Here is a 24,076-nt window from a genome sequence, read left to right as displayed (position 1 = left end):
TTCTTTCCAATCCGGATTACAGCTGTTTGTACACCCGGTACAGCATAGCCGCCGTCTCGGCTCTCGTCGCGGAAGCGCCCGGATTCAGCGATCCGCCGCTGCCTTGAACGATACCCGCATGGACCATGGCCGCCATCGCGTCCGCGGCGTAGCCGGCGATGGCGTCCCGGTCGCGGAAGGCGCCGAGGTCGCCCGGCGATCCGGACAGGCTGAGCTTGCCGGTCTTCTCGAGGGCTCTGGCCAGCATGACCGTCATGTCCTCGCGGGAGATCGTCTGCTTCGGATCGAACTTGCCGCCGCCGGTGCCGGTCGCGATGCCCAGCGCCTTGGCGATGCCGAGCGTCCGATAGTAATAGTCGGTCGGCTTGACGTCGGAGAAGTTCGTATCGAAGTCGGCGTCCAGCTTCAGCATCCGCACGAGCAGCGTCATGAAGTCGGCCCTCGTGATCGCCTTGTCCGGCCCGAACGTCCCCTCGGAGACGCCTTGGATGATACCGGCCGAAGCGAGCGTGCCGATCGCATCGTCCGCCCACGCGTACTTGTCGCCGACGTCCTGGAACAGGGCCGCGCCCGATTGCGGCGTCGGCGTCGGGGACGGCGACGGTGTCGGCGATGGCGATGCCGATGGCGTCGGAGATGGCGTCGGCGTTCCGGGTGCAGGCGTCGGCGTCGGCGAATCCGATGGAGACGGCGACTGTGACGGTGACGGCGATGGTGACGGCGATGGAGACGGCGACGGTGACGGTGACGGCGATGGTGTCGGCGTTCCAGGCGTCGCCGCGTTGGCCGTGAAGCTCCAGATGTCGGAGCGCGCGCTGCCGCTGTTGGCGTCCTCCGCTACCGCGTACCATTGATAATAGCCGCCTTGTACGGCGCCCGGCCAGGTTACCGCAGCCACCTCGCCGCTCGCAACGTCCTGGGTCGCGCCGAGCTGCTGATCGGTATACACCTTGATGCCGAAGTAATCCGTCGCGACCTGCTTCGTCATCGGCTGCAGATCGACGTCGAGATCGAATTCATCCTTGCCCGGATAAGTAGTCGGATCGTAGTAGTTATAATCGTCCAGGTAAGGCGAGTACGTCTTCACGTGAATCTTGTTGTTCTTGATATCGAACTGGAGCAGGCGGATGTAGCCGAGACCGCCCTTTTCCGCGCCCTGATAGTCGGCTAACAGCTGGTATACCTTGCGGTCCGGCTTGCCGTCGCCGTCGTCGTCGATCTCGTCGACCAGCTTTTCCGCGTCATGATAGTGCCCGCTGAGCACGGCGATGACGTTCTTATTCGGTACGACGACCCGTTCGTAGATCTTGTCCGAGATCGGCGCCCGGTTCGCGGACACGAGCAGATACTCGTGGAAGTCGAGGATCGCCTTGCGGTCCGGATACGCCTTGACGACTTCGTCCATCCAGGCGATATCCTGATCGCGGATGTCCCATCCCATGTAGATGACGACGAAGTCGTTGCCGCCCGCGGAGATGAGATCGTAGTGTCCGCGGTTGTTCTCGTGCGAGCCGCCGTAGGTCGGCTGCGACTTGAAGCGGTCTTCGCCGAAGTACTGATAGAACTTGCCGTAGTCGGCGTATTGATGGGAGACGTCATGGTTCCCGGCCAGCACGCCGTACGGCACCCCGCCTTCCTCCAGCACCTTCATGTCCTTGCTGGCTTCCTGCCACTGGTACTCCTTGTCCGCCTCGTCGACGATATCGCCGGTGTGAATGACGTACTTGATCTTCATGTCGTCCTTGTGGTCGACGATCCACTTCACGTTGCCTTCGTAGATCTCGGGATAGCTCTCCGAGTAATACTGCGTATCGGACATCCAGACGAACGAGAAGTCGTACGGATCCTGGCTGACGGGCACCTCGTCCTGGACGATGACGTGGATGGCGCCGTTGTCGTCGTAGTCGCCTGCCGGCACTTCCGCAGCGAGCGTGAAGTCCGCGCCGCCGGCGACTGCTCCGGTGAGCTTCTTCCACTGCTGGGCGGACGGACTCCAGGCATACATCGATACTTGGCGGCCCTCGAGCGACTTGCCCTGCCAGTCGATCTCGACCCTGTCGGTCGCCTTGACCGACGGATCGAGCGTGACGTCAAAGCGATGATACGGGAACTTGTCGTCCGAATCGTTGCTCAAGTATTGGCCGTCGGCTGCCGCGATCTTGCCGTAATCCTGCTCGGCGAACGCAGTCTCCCCCGCAGGCTTCAGCTCGGTCGGCGGCTCATACTCCGTCGCGTTCTTGAAGGCTGCGAGCCCGGTACGGTGGGCCGCGTCAAACAGGTAGCCTTTGTAAAAACCGACCTTCAGCGCATCGGCTGTCGGATCGGTCGCGCGGACGGACAGCGTAGGGGCTGCCGTCTGGTCGTTCGCAGGCGTGACGAGCTCAGGCCTCAGCGGATTCTCGTCCGGCACCTCGAACGCGATATCCTTCACGGATTCGTTGCCCACCGCGTCCGCGGCCTGAATCTTGAAGCGGTGCGTGCCGGGGCTGAGCTTGGCGGACGACGTCTCATACGGCATCTCGATCTTCCGGCCGTCGAGCGTCGCCTCGGCCGTCTTCACGCCGGCGATCGCGTCCGTCACGCTGGCATCCAGCGCGAAGGAGCCGCGATACGTCTTGCCGTCTTCGATCGTCGGTACGATGGCCGGCGCCGTATTGTCCACCTGGACGCGCGCCTTGACCTGTCCGTATTCGGCGCTGTCGACCAGCACCTCGTGCTCGCCGTCCGCCACCGCGGTCGTATCCCAGTCGTAAGCGCGGGACTTCAGCAGATTCGGGGGAATCTGGAAGGAGAAGTCCACGACCGGATTTTTCCCCGCGCTGTCGCCCATCTTGATCTCCTTGACAGGGTCCGCATAACGGGCGTCGTAGACGGACGACCCGTCCGAGAGGACGAGACGGACGTTCTTGACGGTAAAGTCGTCCTTGTTCTCCTCCGGCCTGTCGTCGAACGGAGAAGACTTGGTGCCCGCGCGGATCGAGACGACGTTGGCGCCTTCCTTCAGCCGCTTCGCCTCGATCGGCACGGTCAGCGTCGTATATTCGTTGATCGGATCCATGAACGTGTACAGGATCTCCTGGCCGATCGTGACGCCGTTCTTGAAGTAATAATTGACCGAGTTCGCCTCGAACGCGAAGGACGCATTCGACTCGAGCGCCCGGTAGGCGTCCGCGGTCACGTCCTTGCCGTCGATGCCGAGGCTCAGCGTGTCGGCGTCCGCTTTTTCCGCCGTCCCCTTCAGCGCCTGCGTGCCGTTCACGATATCGCCGTCCTTCAAGTTCAGACGCAGATCCGAGCGGTCCTGCCCGCCGGTGATCGCGACCTTCGTCTTGGGCGAATCGATCGCGTGGACGCCGTCGGACACTTGATAGTAATACTCGACGTACGCCTTGCCGATCAGATCCGGCGAATAGATCGTGTGGTGGTACATCGCGTCGTTGTAATCCCGGTACAGGTAACGGCTCGCGAATTCGGCCTGCATGTCCGTCCGGTAGAAGAGCTTAACCGACTTGACGCCGACATCGTCCGTCGCGTCGCCGACGATCGCGAGGTCCTTCGATTGATCCAGGCTCTCCGTGCCAGTCATGTCGCGGATCGCCGGCGGCTCGGCGTCATCGGCCGTATGGACGGCGATCGACGGAACCTGCGCCTCGTCGGCCGATCCCGGCGTCGGCTTCGCGCTGCCCGCGCTCAGCTTGAGCATCGTCGTGCTGCCGTTGGTCGGGAACTTGTAGACGAGGGACTTGTTCTCGGCCGTTTCCCCGGCGATCGTGCCGTCGTACTGGGCGGAGGAGAGGTCTACGTGCGTGTTGGTGCCGATGACGACGGCGCGCTTGGCCGAGTTGGACATGCCGTCGGCGTACACCCTGAACAGGTCCCGGCCTTCGGTCAGCGACGTGCCGAACTGCGCGTTGAAGTCCGCGTCCGTCTTCGCGCCGTTGGCGCTGTTGATGACCCAGAATACCAGCGTCTTGCCCGCCTCGATCGTGAGGTCCTCGTTGTCGGTCGGCCACACGATATCGGCGTCCGGACCCGAATCCGGGTAGCGGTAATAGAGCTTGTAATCCTTCAGCCGAATCGCTTTGTCGGTATTGTTGTAAAGCTCGATGAACTCGTAGCCGTCGGCGCCGCCTACGTTCGTACTGTTCGGCAGCAGCTCCGTGACGAGCAGGGTCGGCACCTTCGACGGATCGAAGTCGGGCACGTTGACGTTCACCGTATACGTGTCCGTGCGCACCGTGTTTTTAGCATCCTTGACTTCAATGTAGTATTGGAGCTTCGCCTCGGTCAGCTCGGACCGCGGGATATCCGCCAGGTATGTATGGCCGGACGTAACCGCCATGACAGCTGGGGTATAAGCGGTCTGCGACGCCGTCTTGTAGAAGACGACCGCCGTGATCGGGTCGATCTGGTTCGCTTCGCTCTCCTTGTTCGTGATCTCCGCCTGAATCTTCAGGTTCACGTTGGGCTCGGCCGCGGTTACCGGCGTATGGACGATGACCGGCGGCTCGTTAGCGCCGTCCTCCGGCAGGTCGACCGGCACCTTCGGCACTTGGCCGGCATCGATGGCGCCCGGGGTCGCCGCGCGCACGCCCGCGCTGTCCAGGATCATCTCGGTCGTGCCGTCGTCCGGATATTTATAGAAGATCGGCTTATCCTCGATGCTCTTCACCTGCGCCTCGTAGTGGGCGGAGATGATCTGCGCGTCGGCCGCATTGCGGATCACGATGCTCCGGGCCCCGCCGTTGGCCATGCCGCTATCGCTCGCGATCCTGAACAGATCGACGCCCATCGTCAGCTGCGAGCCGAACAGCGCGTTGAAGTCTGCCGCGGTCTTGTCGACGTTCGTGCCGTTGTCGATCCAGAGCACGACGGATTTCTGCGAGGGGATCGGCACGCTTCCGGTCTCCCACATGGTCTCCGTGTTGGGAGTCTTATCCGTATACCGGTACATCAGCTTATAATCCTTGAGGTCGACGACCCGGCTCGTGTTGTTGTAAATCTCGATGAACTCGTAGCCGTCGCCGGACTTCGTGACATTCTTGCTGTCCGTATAGGACGTATTGGAAGAATTCGGATTAAGCTCCGTAACGAGCAGCGCCGGCACGTACGCATAGTTGAAGCTCGGGCGCACGTTCACGGTGTAGACGTCCGTAGCCTTCTTCGCCGTGCCGTCGGACGCCTCGACGTAGTAGTTCAGCTTGCTCTCCGTGAGCCGCTCGTGCGGTATGGCCGCCTCGAACGCCTCGGCATCCGCGGTCGCCCGGTCCGGATTGACCGTCATCGGCACGCGGTCGTAGTTCGTCTCGGACGCGAGTTTATAGTAGACGGCCGCCGACACGCTGGCGGCGCCTCCGCCGATCATCGCGGCGAGCTCGATGTCGCTGTCGTCGATCGCTTCGGTGATAGGCGTGTGCGCGATGGCGAGCGTCGGCTGACCCGGCGTCGGGTCCGTCTCGTCCGATGCCAAAGCGGGAATCAGCGCGGACTCGACCGTACCAGGCGTCGCCGCTCTGGTCGCGGGAGCGAGTTCGCCGCTGGCGACCATCGTCATGTCTATGCCGCCATCGGTCGGATAGGAGAAGTACATTCCTTTATTCGCCTTCACCGTACTGGCGCTGCCCGAGTAAGCTGCTTTTACGACCGCTTGACCCTCGGCATCATTAATCGTAATCGATCGATCCCCGCTGTTGGCCATGCCGTTATTGGAAGCCTTATACTGGACAACGCGTACGGCGGGCGGATTTGCAGGATAATAATTGGCAATAAACTGATCGAAGGTCTCCAAGCCGTTGTCGTCGTTTTTCAGCCAGAGCACGATCGGCTGCTTCGCCGGGACGTTCAAGTCCGCCGCAGCGTCGGAGGACGTAAATTCGTAGGTCTGCGTCCCATTATAGTAGTTGACATGGTAATCCTCGAGGTTAATCGTCTGGGTCGAATTATTATACATCTCGATAAATTCATACCCGTCCAAGGCGCCTACGTTCTTCGAATCTTGCACCAGCTCCGTGATCAGCAGCTTCGGCACCTTGGCATAGTCGAGATCTGCCGCCTCCGCCCGATTCGCCTGCCCGCCGAACGGCGCGACCATCCCCAGCAGCAAGCTGCCGATCGACAGCTTGACCGCCATATTTCCGATTCTTTTCTTTAACAATGCAAGCACTCCCGTCTTCGTTCTGTCCCCGGTCCATGATGTCTGCGCCGAAGATACAGGACTAATCTTAACGGCCAAGCATTAGCAGGAAATTAATGCCGCGTCATCCGGGCGTTAAGGGAACGTAAACATTGAAGAGCGCGACGGCGAGTACCGGGCTGCACATTTGCGCACGACTCCGCGTTATTGCGCATAATGTGCCTATGCCGGCGAATTGACGACGCATCGCGGAAAGGTGTATCGTGGCCGTAGAGTAGAGAGGAGCAGGTACGCATGTTGACGCTTAAAACTCCGCAAGAGATCGAGCATATCCGAGCGGCGGGAGCCGTCGTGGCCGCCTGTCACAAGGAAATACGCAAGATGATCCGCCCTGGCGTAACGACGATGCAGATCGAAAAGCTCGTCGAGGACGTCATGGCCAACTACGGCGCCAGGCCGTTTACGAAGACATACAAGGACTATAAATTCGCCACCTGCGCTTCGGTGAACGATGTCATCGCGCACGGTTTTCCCAATGATACGCCGCTTCAAAACGGAGATATCGTCACGATCGACACGGTGGCGGAGCTGAACGGCTGGCTGGGGGATTCGGCTTGGACCTACGCCATCGGCGAGCTGTCGCCCGCGGCCGACAAGCTCATGCGCGTCACGAAGGAATGCCTGGATATCGGCATCCGCCACGCCGTCGTCGGCAACCGGATCGGAGACGCGATGTACCCGCTGCATAAGCATGCGGAAGCGAACGGCTTCTCCTGCGTCCGCGAGCTGGCCGCGCACGGCATCGGCAGGGAGCTGCACGAGGAGCCGAACTTCATACACGTCGGGATACCGGGCAAGGGATTCCGCTTCAAGGAAGGCATGGTCATCACGATCGAGCCGATGATCAACGAGGGGACGTGGCGGATGACGATCGACGAGGACGGCTGGACCGCGCGCACGATGGACGGCAAGCTGTCCGCGCAGTTCGAGCATACGATCGCGATCACCAAGGACGGCCCGGTCATTCTGACCTCGCAGGACGACGAATAGCGGAAATGAAAAGCCTTCGGCATAACCGCTCGCGCGGTTGGGCCGAAGGCTTTGATGGTGGGGCGGAGGGGTCAATCAATCCCGGACGGTCAGCAGCAAGCCGTTGGACGAGGGATCGGAGACGAGATATCCTGACCCGCGCGATTCTGTCGGAATGCCTTGCTCGCGCAGCGCGGAGATGATCCGCTCCAGCTCTGATGCATCAGGCAGCCGGACGGTGAAGTGAATCAACCCCGGCGAATTCGCGGGGGGCGGCGGCGCGCCCACGCCGGCCCACGTGTTCATGCCGACATGGTGGTGATATCCGCCCGCGGACACGAACAGCGCCTGGCCTCCGTAGTTCGCGACGATATCGAAGCCGAGCGTATCGACATAGAACCGCTTGGCCTCCTGCAGATCCCTGACGTGCAGATGCACGTGACCCATGATCGTGCCGGCAGGCAGCCCCGTCCACGGCTTGTCGCCGGCCAAGGCGAGCAAGCCCTCGACGTCGACCGGATCGGTCGCCATGACGACTTCTCCCTGCGGCGTGTAGGACCAGGTATCCCGGGGACGATCGGCGTATACCTCGATGCCGTTGTCGTCGGGATCGCTCAGATAGATCGCCTCGCTGACGAGGTGATCCCCCTGGCCGACGGGAACGCGGCGCTGCAAAAAGTTGCGGACCGCCAGCCCCAGCGCCTCGCGCGTCGGTACGAGGATCGCGAAGTGATAGAGGCCGGTGCGGCGCCTCGGCGCCGGAACCGCGCCCTCGGACAGCTGCTCGAGCTGCAGCAGCGCGGCAGTCCCTTCTGTGCCCATGCGAGCCGTGGCGCCCTCGAGGGAGATGAGCTTGAGGCCGATGACCTCTTCGTAGAAGCGGATGGATCGGTCAAGCTCCGAGACCTTCAGATATACGGTGCCGAGGTCGGTATCGGGATGGATGGAACGCGTCATAAGGACCGTCCTCTCTATATAGCATATTTATTAAGTAAATTACTTTTGGTAAGTTTACTTTATCTGATTCGGCACCGGCTGTCAAGCAAAGGCAAGCAAGACGCAGCGAACTAGCACTACGCCTCGGTGCTGCGTTTTAACGGTATCCCTTTCAGTCAGGACGGCCTGGCATAGTGGATTTCAAGGCGTTTTAACGATATCCCCTTCGGTCAGGAATGAATGATAATCGGTTCCTCGCTACGTTTTAACAGTATCCCCTATAGTCAGGGAAATCTAGGCGCTCTGAATCAAGACTGCCATGACGCAGCGAAGTCTAATCTCCGGTTAGCCGCGGCAGTCCGCGGATGAGCAGTCCTGATCAAGGGGGATATCGTTAAAACGGAAGAAAGGGCGGGACGCGCTCCGATTCCTACGCTTGCTTAGAGCCCCGTGTCTCCCTGCTCCCTCAACGCTTTGACCCCGGCAATAAACGTATCCACCAGCAGGCGAAACGTTACGTCCAGATCGAGCGGCATGCCGAAGCCTCCCTGCCGCTCGATCGAGACGAAGCCGTGGAGGACGCTGCGAATGCCGCGCACGGCATGGATGGCCGCGTCGCCGCGCAGGCCGTAAGTCTCGATCACGCGGACGACCAGTCCCACGACTGCAGCTCCTGCCTCGCTTAATTCGCAGTCTTCCGGATCGGGTGCGCGCTGCACCGCTTCGTACAGGCCCGGGTGCTGCCGGGCGAACGCGAGATAGGCGCGGCTGAAGGCGCGCAGGGCTTCGTCGCCCGATGCTTCGGTCAATACGGCTTCGAAGCGGGACGCCATCTTGGCGAGGCCGGACAGCGACAGCTCCCGACGCAGATCCGGCAATCCGTTCACGTGATTATAAAGGGATGGCGAACGAATCTTCAGTCTCTGCGCGAGGGAGGCCAGCGTCACGGACTCCAGGCCGTGCTCGTCTGCCATCTCCGTGGCCGCCTGCAGCAGCGTCGCGCGGTCAAGGCCGATTCGCGGTGACATGGCTGGCCCTCCCTTTGCTCTCGGATTGCAAGCTCCGCTCCGCTGCTTGAATCGCCGCAGTCATCGCTTCGCACGGATCGTCGAGCATCCGGCCGTGTCCGACGGCAAGCAGCGTTGGCTTCAGTTCAAGCAACCGACTCGCGGAACGAAGCGCTTCGGCTGGACTCCAGGTCGCCATCGCCGGAAAAGGGAACAGCGGCTGCACCTTACCCGACACGGCCATGCCGCCCCGTACCTGAAAAGCATCTCCCGCAATCAGCGCACCCGTGCGCGTATCGAGAAAGGACATCGAGCCGGGCGTGTGGCCTGGCGTCGCCACCGCTAGCAGCGATCCTACGCGGTCGCCGTCGACGAGCAGCGTATCGGGCCGGGCGCGAACGGCGCCGGGCTTGGGCACGCTGCCTCGAATCGGCGATTGGGGCTCGCCGGGATCCAAAGACTTGTCGCCGGAGAGCAGTCTGGCATCCCGCGCGGAGACGATGACTTCGGCTCCGGGCAGCGCCGTCTTGAGCGCGTCGAGCGCGCCGATATGATCGCCGTGCGCGTGCGTCAGCAGGATGCGTGGGATCGGCTTGCCGATTCGGGCCGCAGCGGCAAGTATCCCCTTGGCGCTATAGGGAAGCGCTGCGTCGATCAACGTCAAGCCGTCCTTTTCCTCGACGAAGTATGCATTTACCGGAAAGAGGCGCGGCATAAAGGATAGCTGGTGCACGTTACCGCTTGTCGTCATACGCATGTTCATAACCTCCGCTTAATAAAACTAATCTTATTAGTTTCACTATAACTAATTACATTAGTTTTTGCAACCTCTTCTTTAACATAGTAGGAACTTCGTCGAAGGCATCTCCAGCGGTTCGATCAAGATGTAATCTCGGACAGTAAATGCCATTGGCCCAAGCTATTGCGGCGGTGGGTAGGATTGACAAGGAATCTAACGAACAATCCGGAGATACCGGGCGCGCAAATATAGTATAATCCCCTTATGTGCCCGGCTTCGGGCGCATTTCGCTCCTACAACATGGCCGGAGGTACGAGATGCGTTTTAAGAAGGCTTCAATTCTTGTTCTATTCATCATTGCGGTTGCCTTTCTTGTAGCGTATTTATATTCGAAGACGTTAGAAGAACCGCCTCAAGCATCCATGACCGCCAATCCGATCAATGACCGGCGTCCGGCTTCCCTCCGGATTATCGCCGACAATATTTATAAGCCGTATATCGAGAAAATCGGCTTCGAATTCGAAAAAGAATTCGGCATCAAAGTGGAAGTTTTGGCTGCACCCGCAAACGGGCTGTACGATGAGATCGTCAAACGCGTGGACACCGAGATTTCCGATATCGATCTGATTCAGGTCAAATCCGAATGGACGCCGGAATTTGCCAACTCCGGGTTTCTTGAGCCGTTGAACAAATTCGTCACGGCCGAGCTTAAAGGCAATACAATACCGCTCGCGTACGACCAGCTGGTTTTGAACAATGATTTGTACACGCTTCCGGAGTTATACGCCTTCCCCATAAGCATGGAAGCCCGGTTCCTGTTTTACAATCAGGATCTGCTTCGCAAAGTCGGTACGTATGCCCCCCCCTCCACTTGGCAGGAGATTACGAACACGGTAGCTTTTTTGAAAGAAAAGAATCTGGTGGAACACGGGGTCATCTGGGGATGGAACGATTCCGAAAGTCTGGTAAACGATTATACCCTTCTTCTGAACGCTATGGGCGGCCAATACAAAGACGTGAACGGCAAATGGATATTCAACAAAGACGCGGGCCTTCATGCATTGGAGTTCATGGTGGACTCCTTGTACGTCAATTCACTGACCGATCCTCTATCCATTAACGCGGATGAAGCCAAAGCGGCCGAGGAATTTGCCAAAGGCCGTGTCCCGTTCATGATTGCCGGTTCGTATGCCGCCCACAAGCTGAAGAATTATTCCAACATCAAGCTGGCGCTCATTCCCGGCTTCGACAAGTCCCTCAAGAGCTCTAGCGTCGCCGGCGGCAGCGCCCTCGGCTTGGTGCGCAACTCCCGCAACAAGGATTGGGGCTGGAAGTTCGTCGAAATGATGAGCGTCAAGCGAAACGATATTATTGTGACCGACTACACCGGAGGTCTGCCCGTGTGGAGCGACATGATCGATCTTGCCACCCTGAAGCAGACCTATCCTTCGATCGAACAGATGAAGCAGCAATTCGAGTATGCGATCAACCTGCCCCGGACGGCTTCGTATCACTCATGGGCAGAGACGATGCACTCGTCCATCTATCTGGCTCTACAACAAAAAAGCACGCCAAAAGGCGCGCTGGATCAGGCGGTTTGGCGCGTGGAACGGCAATAATTTAACGATTAGCCGTTTTTCTGCTGCTTGTATTCGGACGGCGTGGATCCGTAGTATTTCTTGAATACCTGTCCAAAATATTTGGCGTCCGTGAAGCCTACCCGGCCCGCCACGGCGGTGACGGTGAGGCGCTGATCCCGGTCGAGCAGCTCCTTGGCTTTGTCCACGCGTTTCTTAATGAGATATTCGCTGAAGGTGGCCCCCGTCTCCTTCTTGAACAGTCGGCTCAGATGCCCGTCGCTGACATGATAGTTCTCGGCGATAAACTGCAGGCTGAGGTCCGGATCCTGATAATGGCTGTCGATATAGTTCAGCGTACGCTGTCCCAGCGATGCCGCCATGTCTTCCAGATCGCGTTTGGCTTGCCGGCACACCGTTTCCATCGTTCGCGTCAGCGCAGCCTGATAATCCTTGAAGGTCCGGATCGAAGGGATCTCCGTTATAGTCCTCGTGATAAGGGCCTTCATGTCTTTGTCGGATAGATGGCGGGTTAAACCAACCAGGAAATCCATGAAGCCGTTTAATGCGCAGGTCTTGTTCTTGGACCCTCTGATTTCATGCAGAAATCGGTCCAGGAACCGTCGGGAATCCTCCTCGTTTCCTTCGCTCACCGCCTCCAGCCAACGGGCGTCGACCGAAACGAAGGCATCTTGGCGGGTAGCCTGGTCCGGCTGCCTGAATGTATCGTGGATGCCCCAAAACAGGTTGTCTTCCAGCATGGCGCTGGCGCTCCGATACGAGGCATGGAGCCCCTGAATCCCGTCAAATATTTTTCCGAATCCGATATTCACATTCCGTTTCAAATATAGACCGATATTGGTATTGCACATTTCCGTGGCTTCCAGGACCCTTCGTTCGAACACGACCGGCTGAATGTCGGGATTGTACTTGATGACCGCCACATTCTGCCCCTCATGGTTAAAAACCGTGGCCCGTATATTGAGATTGTCGTAGGTCTCGCTGACGATATTCTGAATGGCATACTGGAACAAGGACGCGGATACGGGGTCGTCCGTCCGCTCGTAACGCTCAAAAACGACTGTCTGCCCCTTGCGCAGCTGCAAGCCCATCTCGTTCATTTTTTTATCCAAAATCCCGATGTCCTTGTTGCCGTTCACAATAATATTGAGCAGGATGCCGGACTCCGCCAGCGCTGTCCGTTTCTCCGCTGCTTCCTGATCCCATTCTCCCTTTTTCCGGACGGCTCCGATGCCGGCCAGATGTTTTTTTGCTTTGTGGATACAGTTCTTCAGATCTTCGAGATCGACGGGTTTGAGCAAGTAATCGAATACCTGATGGCGTACGGCTGTCCGGGCATAATCGAATTCCGTATAGCCGCTCAGCAGAATCGTGACGCTCTCCGGGTAACGCTCCTTTACGTACTGGGCCAGATCCAAGCCGTTCATGCCGGGCATTTTGATGTCTGTAATGACAATATCGGGATGATGCTGATCAATGAGAGATTTGCCTTCGAGGCCGTTGCTGCCGATGCCGACTACGTTGCATTCGAGCTGCCGCCAATCGACCTTCTCGCTTAGTCCCCTGCTGACGATCATTTCATCGTCCACGATCACGACGTTATGCATGCTAGCCCCCTCCTTGCACGATGGCGGTAACCGGCTGTTCCTGCTTGGCGGGCAACGACACCTCAACGATCGTACCCGTACCGTTGCCGCTGTGAATCGATAATCCATAGGATTCGCCGAATAGCGCGCGAACCCGCTCTTGCACGTTGTTGATCCCGCTGCCTGAGCCCGTCTTGCTTGTTATCCCCGCGGCTTTGCTTCCGGAGAGCAGCGCGGCGGCCGTCTCCTCGTCCATTCCGACCCCGTCGTCAATGATGCGTATCGTAACTCCGCCCGCCCCGAGAGAGCCCTGGATCACCAGGTTCCCCGCCCCCATCTTCGGCTCCAGTCCATGAATGAAGGCGTTTTCTATGATCGGCTGGAGGACGAAACGGGGGATGAGCATGTCCATGATTCGCTCGTCCATATGGATGGTAACGCTGATGCGATGCTCGAAACGGTTCATCTGTATGGCCAGGTATGCGTCGATAAACGCCATTTCCTTCCGGATCGGCACCATATCCTTGCTCTCCGTCAGACTGCCTTTCAGTATCTGGGCCAGCGATACCGCCACCTTCTCCACCCGCTCCGTTTCTCCATACATGGCAAGCCACCGGATGGTATCGAGCGTGTTATATAGAAAATGTGGGTTGATCTGGGCCTTTAGCGCCTTATATTCGGACTCTTTTTGGGCGATTTCCTTCTGGTAAACTTCGGATATCAAGTGATTGATTTTACGCATCATATGATTGAAACTGCGGCCCAAACGGCCGAATTCATCCCGTCTGCGGATGTCCGCCGGCTGCTGATAATTGTCGATATCCGCCAAATCCATCAGCTTCTTCAGATCATGGAGCGGCGCGATCAGGCGGCTCGTGCTGTACCAGAAAATCGCGATCCCCGAGAGCGCGCCCAGAATGCCGATAATGGCGATCCACAGGCCGATAAGCTCAGGCCCTCTTGCGATCTCCTTGACGGGGACGACGGAAACGACCCGCCATTTCCCATATTTCGAAAGGTGTGTGGTCAGCAGCATGTTTTTGTACGGCGGAATTCCGACCACGATAGGGACGCCGTTCATTTCCAGCTTCGCCCTGGCGAACAATTCTTCCGTGTTGAGCCCCCGGTCCTCCTGGCTACCTACCAGAATGCCGCCGTTTTCATCATAGACATACGTAAAACGATTGCCCTCGGATTGAAGGCGATTTTTCAGGTAAGCCTTGTTGACTTCCATGCTGATATAGCCGATCGTTCGAAGGGATTCGCGCTGCCGAAGCATTTTCTCCGCGAATACGGTGCCGTCGTCGATCCGCCATGTCGTTCTGCCAATCGTATCGTAACGATATTTATTCAGGTTCAGCCGCTCCCGGCTGCCTTCGTGATCGCCTAATTTCAACTGGAACAGCCGTTCTTTCGTATCGAACAAATAAATGGAATCGAACATTTCGGAAGTATACATGATCTTGGACAGAAACAGGTTCTCCAGTTGTTCTACTTCGAAAAAGCCCGGTTTTTCCGGCTTGTCCATAAGCGCCTGAATCTCCGTGTCCTGGGTGAGGCTGTCCATCAAACGCGTAATGCTGATAACCGTTTCATCTATATTATCGCTGATGAAACGGACTTTGGAGGCATCGCTTGCCTTGGCGTCGTTCATTTGCAGATGTATGGAAACCTTGTAGGTGAACACAACGATCGCACCCACCACTAAAACCATGGTCGCAGAAATCAGCACCATCATTTTCCGTTTGACACTGGAGAAGAGATAATCATTTAAGTTATGCAGCAGCTGTTTCATTGTGAGCAACCCCTCAAACGCCCTCTCCCCTGTGCCAGGTTTAACGATTACATGTCATTTTATTCCCAAAAAAACTTCCGGACAAGCATCAATTATCGCCATGTCCGGAAGGATTCGGAACGCTTGTCAGGCCGCTTCAGCCGCCGTCTTCTTCTTTGTGAAAGAACGGGAGATCAATAGCGCCGCGATAATGATGATTAAACCGCGAACGATCGGTTGAACATAGGCCGACACGTCCATCAGGTTCATCAGGTTCAGGATGACGGCGAAAATCATGGCGCCGATAAAGGTGCCGCCGATCGTGCCGCGTCCGCCGAGCAGGTACGTGCCGCCTACGATAACGATGGCGATCGCCGTCAATTCGAAGTTAAAGCCCGAACGCGGCTCGCCCATGCCGATGCGCGCGGTGATCAAAGCGCCGGCCAGCGCGGCCAGCATGCCGCTGAGCGTATACACCATCAGCTTAACTCTCTCCACCTTGACGCCGAACAGCCTGGCGGTCTCTTCGCCGCCGCCGACTGCCATTACGTGGCGTCCGAAAGGCAAACGTCTCAGCAGGATGAAACCGAGAATGAAAACGGCGACCAAATAAATCGCCGGCAGCGGAACGCCGAGCACTTCGCCCGCAAGCGCCTGGTAACTGGCCGAAACGGGCTTCAGCACCGGCCCGCCGTTGGTGATCCACAGGGTGACGGCCCTGACGATCGCCATCATCGCGAGCGTGGCCATAAACGGTTCGACCCTCGCCTTGGTAATGACAAGGCCGTTGACGAACCCGATCAGAGCGCCGAGAACGACGCACAGTACAAGTACGCCGCCCACGCCAAGGCCCTGCGTGCTCGCCGCGATGACGGCCGCGAGCGCCACGGTGGAGCCGACCGACAGGTCGATGCCGCCGGTGAAGATGACAAAAGCCATGCCGACCGCGATGATGCCCGTCTCGGCGGCGAATTGAATCAGATTGATCAGGTTATTCACGGACAGAAAGCTGTCCGACAGGAAAGATCCCACGATAATCAGGATGATGAGCGTGATCAACGGAAGCTGGTTATTTAGTCTTTTCATCTCTCTCACCTCGGAAAAGCGTATTCCATGATTTTTTCTTCCGTTGCCTCATCGCGACTCAGCTCCGCGGTCATCTTGCCTTCGGAGAATACAAGGATGCGGTCGCACATGCCGAGCAGCTCCGGAAGCTCCGACGACACCATGAGGATCGCCAAGTCCTGTTCCAGCAGCTTGTTGATCTCTTGGTAAATATCCATCTTCGCGCCGACGTCGACGCCGCGGGTCGGTTCTTCAAGAATGAGAATTTTGTACTTGTCGATCAGCCAGCGGCCGATCAGCGCTTTCTGCTGGTTGCCGCCGCTCAGGTTGCCGACGTGCTTGTACGGATCCTGCGGGCGGACTGAGAGCTGCGTAATGAGGCCTTGCGCCTTGCGGAGCTCTTTTTTCTTGCTGATCAAACCTCCGCTCAGGAAGTTCTTCGCGAGGGCGGTGATGGACATGTTGTCCTTCACGCTCTGGTTGAGGAACAGCCCCTGCGTCTTGCGGTCTTCCGGCACGAACGAGATGCCGGCATTCATACTCTGGCGCGGGGAGTGCGGGAGGAACGGACGGCCGTCGAGCACCATGTTTCCCGTATACCCTTTGATCAAGCCGAACAGGATTTTCGTGACGAGCTCCTGACCTGAACCTGCCAAGCCTGCAAGTCCGACGATCTCGCGTTTCCGCAGCTGGAAGCTGACGTTCCGCAGCTCGCCATCGGAAAGGCCGAGATTATTTACGTCGAGCAGCACGCTGCCGCTCTCCACCGTCTTTGCCGGATAATACTCCTCCAATTGGCGGCCGATCATGGAAGTGACAAGCGCGGCCTCATTCGTGTCCGCGATGTCGATCGTCTGGATGTGTTTGCCGTCCCGGAGCACCGTTACCCGGTCCGCCATGGCGAAAATTTCCCTCAGTCGGTGCGAAATGTACACGATGGTTACATTCTGCTTGCGAAGCAGCGCAATGGTATCGAACAAAATCTTGAGCTCGTCCTCGTTCAAATTCGCAGAGGGTTCATCCATGATGATCAGCTCCGCATGGATCGATACCGCGCGGGCGATCTCGACCATTTTCCGCTCGGAGATCCGCAGGTCTTCCATCTTCGCCTGCGAATCGATCTTGATGTTCAGGCTGCGAAGCAGATCTTCCGCTTCCTTGTACAGGTCCGACCACTTCATAAAGCCCATGGACTTCGGCTCGCGGCCGAGAAAAATGTTTTCCGCCACGGACAGCGCCGGTATTTCCTGAATTTCTTGGAACAGCGTGCTGATACCCTGGCTCTGAGCCGCATGGGGAGAAGCCAGCTTTACCGCATTGCCTTTCCAGTAAATTTCGCCTTCGTCCGGAAGGTGCACGCCGGAGAGCATTTTGATCAGGGTCGACTTGCCGGCCCCGTTCTCGCCGACGATCGCGTGAAATTCTCCTTGCTTGAGCTGCACGTTGATATTCTGATTGGCATAAGCGGGACCGAATTTTTTGGAGATCCCTTTCAGTTCGAGAATCGCGTTCTTCATATCTATCCCTCTTTACTTCTTCAGGTTGGCGATCAACGCTTTCTGCGTTTGGAAGCGGAGAAGATGACCGCGGCCAGCACGATGGCACCCAAGACAAACTGCTGGATATACGGGTTGAGGTCCAGGAAGACGAGCAGGTTGAACAGCAGGCCGGAGAGCAGCGCGCCGAGGAAAGCCCCTCCGATCGTGCCTTTGCCGCCGGCCAGGCTCGCACCGCCGACGACGACCGCCGCGATGGCGTTCAGCTCCATGCCCCCGGCACCGCCGCCGACCGTGATCGGTTGGAAAGCGCCGGTTCTGGCTGCCACGAGCAGTCCGGCGATCGCGGCGAACAAACCGGACAACATATAGACGAGAAGTTGAATTTTTTTCACATGGATGCCGGAGTTATGCGCAGCCAGCTGGTTCGAACCGACGGCGTAAATCTGTCTGCCGAAAACCGTGCGGTTGAGCACGACGGAACCGAGGAATATCAGCACGAACATGATGATGACGGGAATCGGCACCGAGCCGACATGTCCCGCCCCGATCTCCAAAAAGCTGTCCGGAGCGTTACCGCTTACGCCTTTACCGTCGGAAATGACAAGCGTCGAGCCATCTATGATGATCTTGGTTCCCAGCGTCACGATGAAGGGTTGGAGCAGTCCGTATACGATAAGCGAACCGTTTATAAGCCCTAACGCCATCCCGATCAGGAGCACGACGATGACTACCAACCAGACGGGCATATCATTCTGAATGAGCAAAATCGAGGACAGACCCACCGCCTGCATGATCGATCCGACAGACAGATCGATGCCGCCGATCAGGATCGTGAGCAGCATGCCGATGGATACGATGGCGGTATAAGAGATTTGTCGAAGCAAATTATACAGATTGTATTCCGTAAAAAAATCGGGCGAAAAAATGGGGGAGATCGCGATGATGATCACGATGAGCAGTGTGAGCAGCGATTCCTCTTGATGGCTCTTGATCATAAACCCAAGTCTGTTTCTCCATCCCAGTTTCAGTTCCATCTCGGAAGTTCCCCTTCATCACTAAAAATTTCCGGTCTTCAAGTCGTGTTTTGGGTAAAAAAAAGGCTTCGCAAGCGCATGTAAGAAGGGACGCATGGATGCGCCCGCCTCTTGCAACAAGCGGTGCAAAGCCTTTTGGTCGTCATGAACCCGCCGATTCCCGGATTAGTCCTGGTACCAGTAGCAGCTGTGCGGGAAGTTGGTCAGCGACTCGGCGCCGTCCTTGCGGATGACAACCGTGTCTTCTACGCGCGTACCGCCAACGCCAGGAACCATCAGCGTGATTTCGAACGCGATCGTTTGGTTTTCAACCAGAACGTCCTGGCTGTCCGGTCCGATGACCGGAATTTCTTCCTCCGGATCCATACCGGTAGAATGCGCGCAGCCGCGGCCTTCGCCGGCCATGTGCGGATATCCGTAGTCATGAAGCACTTCGTTCGCAGCGACATCGGCTTCCGCGCCGGTCATGCCTGGGCGGATGGCCTTCATGCCGGCCGTCCATGCTTCGAGGCAAGCGTCAAGCATGCGGCGCTTGTCGTCGGACACGTTGCCGTAGCCTACGCCGCGGGCCATATCGGAGGAATATCCATTGAAGCGGCAGCCGATATCGATGAGGATCGTTTCGCCTTTGACGACTTTCTTGTCGCGCGGACGTGCCAGGAAGAAGTCGGAGGAGTTGGAGCCAGACTGCACCATGATGTCGAAGGAAACCGTATCGGCGCCCGCTTGGAACATGGCGGCGTAAGCTTGGCGGACCAGTTCGCGCTCGGACAAGCCTTCCGTTGCGAGCAGCTCGTGGATTTTTTCGAGACCGATATCAGCCAGACGGCCTGCAACCTTCATGTTGCGGATTTCGTTCTCGCTCTTGATCGATTTCAAGTACTCGATGATGTTCGTTTTCTTCAGCTGCGCAGGATCGTTCAGGGCGCCCATGATTTGCTCGTAGAATTCGAGAGCCAGGTACTTGGAGCCGCTGAGGCCGATTTTGGCGTTCGGCTTGCTGCGCAGGAAGTCCTTGATGCTGTTGCCAAGCTCTTGACGGATGCCGCGGGTATCGCTGAACCAGGTTTCGTCAGCTGCGTAGGATACCATCGAACCTTCTGCGAACAAGGTAGGCTCGCCTTCCAGCGGAAGGAATACCATGGCCGGGTAAGGGAATACGCCGTCGAATGCGCGATAGTCGGCGAGCCAGCGCACATTGGACATGCGGGCGGCATCGGACCATACGAGCAGGCCGTCGAGGCCTTCTTTTTCCATGGCTTGACGGGCTTTCACCACTCGGCCTTGATATTCGGAAAGCGGGATATCCTGCATGACGTCTTCATAGCGGAAGTTTAGGTTAGACATGTAATGGTGACCTCCAATTGGCTTAGTTGTAAATGATCATTTGGCTGTGATGTCGGCTTAGAAAATGGAGTTCGGGTCGTAGTATTGGTCGATGTTCGTCTTGTCGATGACGGGTGCCTCCAGTACGACGCGTTTCTCGATCGGCTTGCCGCGGACAGCATCTACAGCCAACTTCAATGCAGTGTCGGAAGACCATTCATTTTTAACGGACATGACGTAGTTGTCTCCGTTTTTAATCAGCTCGAGCGCTTCTTTCTGAGCATCCATGCCGATGACTTTGATTTCTTTTTCGCGGCCGGCTTTTTTAATGGCTTCCATTGCGCCGAAGCCCATTTCGTCGTTTTGAGCCAGTACGACGTCGATCTTGTCATTGGCTTGCAGGATGTTCGTCATCACTTGCATAGCCGGCAGGCGGAGCCAGTCGCCCGATTGGTGAGCGACAACTTTGATGTCGGCGAATTTCTCGATTTCAGGCATGAAACCTTGACGGCGGAGCTCAGAGTTCGTGGATTCCGGCACGCCGTCGATGACGACGATGTTCCCTTTGTTGTTCAACATTTTTGCGATGTATTGCGCTGCTTGCTGACCCATCTGTACCTCATCCGTAGCGACATAGCTGACGTAAGGGATGTTTTCGTCATCCGGCACGCCCGAAGCTGCGATGATCAGCGGGATTTTTGCTTCTGCAACTTGCTTGTAAGCCGGGTAGATCGCTTTGCCGGAAAGACTGGATACAACGATAGCGTCAACTTTGCGGGCGATCAGGGACTCGATGTTGGAGATTTCTTTGTTTACGTCGCCTTGGCCGTCGGTTACGATCAGCTCGATGCCGAGCTCGGCGGCAGACTTCTTGGCGGATTCAACCATTGCGATACGGAACGGGTGGTTCATGACCGCTTGCGAGAAACCGATCTTGATATCGCCTTCCGCTTTCGTTTTATATTCGTAAGATCCGGCTGCAGGTGCTGCGCCGCCGCTGGCTGCCGGACTTGCGCTGCCGCCGGAAGCAGGTGCTGCGCTGGAAGCAGAAGAATCGTTGCTGGATTTACCGCAGCCCGTAACGACAAGCGCGAATGCAAGCACACTGGTGAAGACGATCGACAAACTTTTCTTTTTCATCGTGTTTGCTGACTCCCTTTCGTGACTGTTATGGATGGACCTGATGCTACCGCTTGACTTTGACTTGCTTCAGGTCAAGGTCTCAACCTGCCTGCATTGGCTGGGGCAAGCTTGTCGGCATCCCTTCTCAAGCAGTTTCTCCTTCCCCCTCCTTCCCGAACCTAAAGCCTCTTAGATGACGTGTCTTGTTGGTTACGAGTTGATTATATAACGCGCTTTCGCACCCTTTAGGTCGAAAAGAATGACAAACAGGTTAAATGATATGATCTCTTTCCAGAACCGACCGATTGAAAGAAGCCAGGGCCCCGTGGAGGTCATGGAATAACGAAGGTTCTTCGCCGGTAAGTCCTTCACGCTGGTATGGGAATGCCGCTCCGCAAGCTTATAATGGAAACATCGTATGACGACTCGCGTAACAGAGAAAAATAGAGGTATTGATAGCGTAGAAAACGAGCGGGTGCAGGGAGACGACCGGCGGCGGATAACCGGCCTCCACCCACCGGATAGGCGTAACGAAGGAATGAAAGGGCAACGCCCCGTCGAGATATGGCTCTGGAAAAGTGAATAAGATAAAGAAATTCTTAGGCGCATCAAATACGAAAAGCCAAAAGAGGATACTCAGGAGGCTATTGCCACCATAATTTTGTCAATCATAGTTGTCGTCCTTTCCGAGGCAGCTGCCAAAGATCTCCATGGGCTTCGCTATTGCCGGTTGCGAGGACGCGAAAAAGTACAAGAGCGAGCGCTCATCACCGCGGCCGCCCAGAAGATAAAGAAGATCGCCCTCCACTTGGCCAAGAAGGCCTTGCGGAATGGGGCGATCTTTTTTCTCCCGTATCGGATGTTTTTCCGAACATCAACGGTCCAATAATCTTCCTTTCACGAGCAAGTAATTCACGTCTTCGCCGATTGCCTCGTTCTTGATGCTTTCCGTGACGATACCGTCCTTTTTGACGGCCGGCCGTTCCCGTTTCGGGTTCAGGAATTGAGCGCCCGCATCGGTGAGAATGTATGCAGTCACGTCCGCCTCTCCGGCAGGTACGTCTGCGCCCGTGATGTTTTTGGCTTTGATCGTGAAGTTGTCTTTTGTATCGTCGTACGTATAGGAGACGGTCGCGAAGGCGTTGTTGCTCGCGATCTTGCCCGGCGGCGCGATCATCGCGCCGGTCTCGGCGTCTTCGAGCGCGTATTTAATCATATCCGTCTTCATCAGGTTATCGCCCGTCATCGAACAGATCTTGTTCCAATACCGGCACGGTATCCATCTGAGCGGTGCTGCCGTCTACAATCACCGTTTTGGAGCCGATCGTAAATTGGACCGGCTTGCCGTTCAAGCTGATCGTCGCCGTCTTGGACTTGGCATCATAGCTAACCTTCGCCCCCAGCAGCGGCCAGTCCGAACGTTGCAAGCTTCATTTTCTTTATCATGTCATTAGCTCCCAATTATGATTTTTACTATAAATCCATTTGCCGGCTCGCATACCACTTCTCCACGCACGCTTTGATCTGCTCCGGATCGTCCAGCTCCAGAACGACCTTCAATAGTTCTTGGGATTCGCGCCTACCGATCCGTGAGATCCGTTCGCGCGTGGCTAATACGGAACCTCCGCCCACGCTGAATTTTTGCAGCCCCATCCCGAGCAATAGCGGGATCGCCAACGGCTGCCCCGCCATTTCCCCGCACATGCCCACTTGGATTCGCTCGGCGACGGCGGCTTGAATGACGTTATGGATCAGCTTTAATACGGCCGGCTCCAACCCATTATTCATGTGCATGACCTTCGTGTTCATGCGATCGGCGGCCATCGTATATTGAACGAGATCGTTCGTCCCGATACTGAAAAAATCGACTTCCTTGGCAAAACGGTCGGCCATGATCGCCGCCGCCGGCACCTCGATCATGATTCCGATCCGAATGGCGCGGTTAAACGGCAAGCCTGCTTCCGCGAGCTCCGCCTTTGAAGCCTCCACCGCCTCTATCGCGCGGCGCAGCTCCTGCATGGTCGAGATCATGGGAAACATAATGCTAATATTCCCCATGGCGCTTGCGCGCAAAATGGCGCGAAGCTGCGTTTTGAAAAGATCCGTCTTCTCCAAACTGATCCGTATGGCTCGGAACCCGAGAAACGGATTTTGTTCCTGGGGCAAATTCAGCGCAGGCAGTTCCTTGTCCCCGCCGATATCCATCGTCCGAATAACGACGGGGGCCTCGGGGCCGATCGCCTGTACGACGTCCCGGTAGACCCGATACTGCTCTTCTTCGTCCGGCAGATCATTTCTCTCCATGAACAGGAACTCGGTCCTAAATAAGCCAATTCCTTCTGCGCCCTGATCTGCGGCGGACAAAGCCTCTTTGACCGATCCGATATTGGCCGTCAATTCGACGAGGTGGTCATCGCTCGTTCGCGTAGGGCGGTCCTTATACGATCGCAACGTATTCATTCGGCGAAGATGCTGTTCGCTTAACTCGCCATACCTCGCAAGATCGCCTTCGGAAGGTTCGAGTATCACGGTTCCTGCGACGGCGTCAAGGATAATCGTTTGGCCGTCCTTCACTTGTTCAAGACTCGCGCCCGCGCCGATCACGGCGGGCAGTCCCAAAGACCGGGCGATAATCGCGGTGTGCGACGTTGCCCCCCCGAACGATGTGGCGAAGCCGATTACGGCGGCTTCATCCAGCTGCGCGATATAGGTTGGCAATAAATCCTCCGCGATCAGGATCTCCCGCTCGTTGTTCGACTCCGTCCGCTCAACCGGTTTATTCGATAAACAACGGCAGATCCGATCGCCGATATCCCGAATATCGGCACTGCGCAATTGTAGATACGGGTCGTCCAATTCGCTCAATCTGGATGCGATGGCTTCCGCAGCCTCGCCAACGGCAAACTCCGCTTGCAAAAGCTCGTCCGTAATCTTGGTCCGAACCAAAGATAGCAGCTCTTCATCTCGGATCAGAAACAAATGCCCCTCGAATATCTCCGCTTCTTGTTCCCTATTGTCGCGAATCCACTTCGCATGCAATCGGGAAAGCTCATCCGCAGCGCGAGTTAGCGCCGCTTCGAGCCGTTCAAGCTCCTTCGTCACGCCCGATGGAGCTATTCTGACAACCGGCTGGCGCGAGTGGTCCTTCTTGCGAATGACTCGCGCCTTGCCGATCGCATAGCCGGCGGAAGCGGGGACGCCTTGCAAGATCATGGCTGCTGCACCTTC

General features: G+C 57.1%; 16 protein-coding genes and 1 pseudogene. 3 read left to right on the top strand and 14 right to left on the bottom strand.

Features of this window, described 5'->3' with window-relative positions:
* Nucleotides 1-16 precede the first annotated feature (16 nt).
* Nucleotides 17-6,154, bottom strand: coding sequence for a lamin tail domain-containing protein (locus PQG80_RS27555; RefSeq protein ID WP_271755027.1), 6,138 nt, complete (start codon nt 6,152-6,154; stop codon nt 17-19).
* A gap of 273 nt (nt 6,155-6,427) precedes the next feature.
* Here PQG80_RS27555 and map point away from each other — a divergent pair, with 273 nt between their 5' ends.
* On the top strand, nt 6,428-7,183 hold the full coding sequence (gene map, locus PQG80_RS27550; RefSeq protein WP_271755026.1) for a type I methionyl aminopeptidase: 756 nt from the start codon (nt 6,428-6,430) through the stop codon (nt 7,181-7,183).
* Between the two features lie 75 nt (nt 7,184-7,258).
* Here the strand turns inward: map and PQG80_RS27545 are convergent, their stop codons facing one another.
* From PQG80_RS27545 to PQG80_RS27535, 3 genes are all read right to left on the bottom strand, one after another.
* Nucleotides 7,259-8,119 carry a VOC family protein gene (locus PQG80_RS27545; RefSeq protein ID WP_271755025.1) on the bottom strand — a complete coding sequence of 287 codons (861 nt, stop codon included), beginning with the start codon at nt 8,117-8,119 and terminating at the stop codon, nt 7,259-7,261.
* A gap of 419 nt (nt 8,120-8,538) precedes the next feature.
* The gene (locus tag PQG80_RS27540) at nt 8,539-9,126 is read right to left on the bottom strand and encodes a TetR/AcrR family transcriptional regulator (protein ID WP_271755024.1); all 588 of its coding nucleotides are present in this window, start codon (nt 9,124-9,126) and stop codon (nt 8,539-8,541) included.
* Nucleotides 9,104-9,862, bottom strand: a complete 759-nt coding sequence (locus tag PQG80_RS27535; protein WP_271755023.1) for an MBL fold metallo-hydrolase — start codon at nt 9,860-9,862, stop codon at nt 9,104-9,106. The genes PQG80_RS27540 and PQG80_RS27535 overlap by 23 nt, the downstream gene beginning before the upstream one ends.
* A 299-nt stretch (nt 9,863-10,161) precedes the next feature.
* On the opposite strand from PQG80_RS27535, the gene PQG80_RS27530 reads away from it, so the two are divergent.
* Nucleotides 10,162-11,463 (top strand): extracellular solute-binding protein, encoded by a 1,302-nt coding sequence (locus PQG80_RS27530; protein WP_271755022.1) that lies wholly within the window; start codon nt 10,162-10,164, stop codon nt 11,461-11,463.
* 8 nt (nt 11,464-11,471) lie between these two features.
* On the opposite strand, the gene PQG80_RS27525 is transcribed toward PQG80_RS27530, so the two are convergent.
* The 7 genes from PQG80_RS27525 to PQG80_RS27495 form a co-directional block, all read right to left on the bottom strand.
* Nucleotides 11,472-13,049, bottom strand: coding sequence for a helix-turn-helix domain-containing protein (locus PQG80_RS27525; RefSeq protein WP_271755021.1), 1,578 nt, complete (start codon nt 13,047-13,049; stop codon nt 11,472-11,474).
* 1 nt (nt 13,050) lies between these two features.
* Nucleotides 13,051-14,823, bottom strand: coding sequence for a sensor histidine kinase (locus tag PQG80_RS27520; protein ID WP_271755020.1), 1,773 nt, complete (start codon nt 14,821-14,823; stop codon nt 13,051-13,053).
* Between the two features lie 126 nt (nt 14,824-14,949).
* On the bottom strand, nt 14,950-15,888 hold the full coding sequence (locus PQG80_RS27515; RefSeq protein WP_271755019.1) for an ABC transporter permease: 939 nt from the start codon (nt 15,886-15,888) through the stop codon (nt 14,950-14,952).
* A 5-nt stretch (nt 15,889-15,893) separates the two neighbouring features.
* Nucleotides 15,894-17,384 carry a sugar ABC transporter ATP-binding protein gene (locus tag PQG80_RS27510; protein ID WP_271755018.1) on the bottom strand — a complete coding sequence of 497 codons (1,491 nt, stop codon included), beginning with the start codon at nt 17,382-17,384 and terminating at the stop codon, nt 15,894-15,896.
* 32 nt (nt 17,385-17,416) lie between these two features.
* Nucleotides 17,417-18,400: an ABC transporter permease gene (locus tag PQG80_RS27505; RefSeq protein WP_271755017.1), complete on the bottom strand. Its 984-nt coding sequence runs from the start codon at nt 18,398-18,400 to the stop codon at nt 17,417-17,419.
* A 165-nt stretch (nt 18,401-18,565) separates the two neighbouring features.
* Complete coding sequence (locus PQG80_RS27500; RefSeq protein ID WP_271755015.1) at nt 18,566-19,747, bottom strand: M24 family metallopeptidase; 1,182 nt, start codon at nt 19,745-19,747, stop codon at nt 18,566-18,568.
* Between the two features lie 57 nt (nt 19,748-19,804).
* Nucleotides 19,805-20,866 (bottom strand): substrate-binding domain-containing protein, encoded by a 1,062-nt coding sequence (locus PQG80_RS27495; protein WP_271755014.1) that lies wholly within the window; start codon nt 20,864-20,866, stop codon nt 19,805-19,807.
* Between the two features lie 667 nt (nt 20,867-21,533).
* On the opposite strand from PQG80_RS27495, the pseudogene PQG80_RS27490 reads away from it, so the two are divergent.
* Nucleotides 21,534-21,671: pseudogene (locus PQG80_RS27490) on the top strand (IS5/IS1182 family transposase); the annotation flags it as partial.
* A gap of 51 nt (nt 21,672-21,722) precedes the next feature.
* Here the strand turns inward: PQG80_RS27490 and PQG80_RS27485 are convergent.
* From PQG80_RS27485 to ptsP, 3 genes are all read right to left on the bottom strand, one after another.
* Nucleotides 21,723-22,094 (bottom strand): hypothetical protein, encoded by a 372-nt coding sequence (locus PQG80_RS27485; RefSeq protein ID WP_271755013.1) that lies wholly within the window; start codon nt 22,092-22,094, stop codon nt 21,723-21,725.
* Nucleotides 22,081-22,275 carry a copper amine oxidase N-terminal domain-containing protein gene (locus tag PQG80_RS27480; RefSeq protein WP_271755012.1) on the bottom strand — a complete coding sequence of 65 codons (195 nt, stop codon included), beginning with the start codon at nt 22,273-22,275 and terminating at the stop codon, nt 22,081-22,083. Before PQG80_RS27480 ends, PQG80_RS27485 begins: the two co-directional genes overlap by 14 nt.
* 46 nt (nt 22,276-22,321) lie before the next feature.
* On the bottom strand, nt 22,322-24,076 hold a 1,755-nt coding region (gene ptsP / locus PQG80_RS27475; protein WP_334219854.1), incomplete at its 5' end, for a phosphoenolpyruvate--protein phosphotransferase.

This window comes from Cohnella rhizoplanae (genome assembly GCF_948329515.1).
Classification (GTDB): domain Bacteria; phylum Bacillota; class Bacilli; order Paenibacillales; family Paenibacillaceae; genus Cohnella; species Cohnella rhizoplanae.
This window is presented reverse-complemented; position numbering and strand designations above follow the sequence as displayed.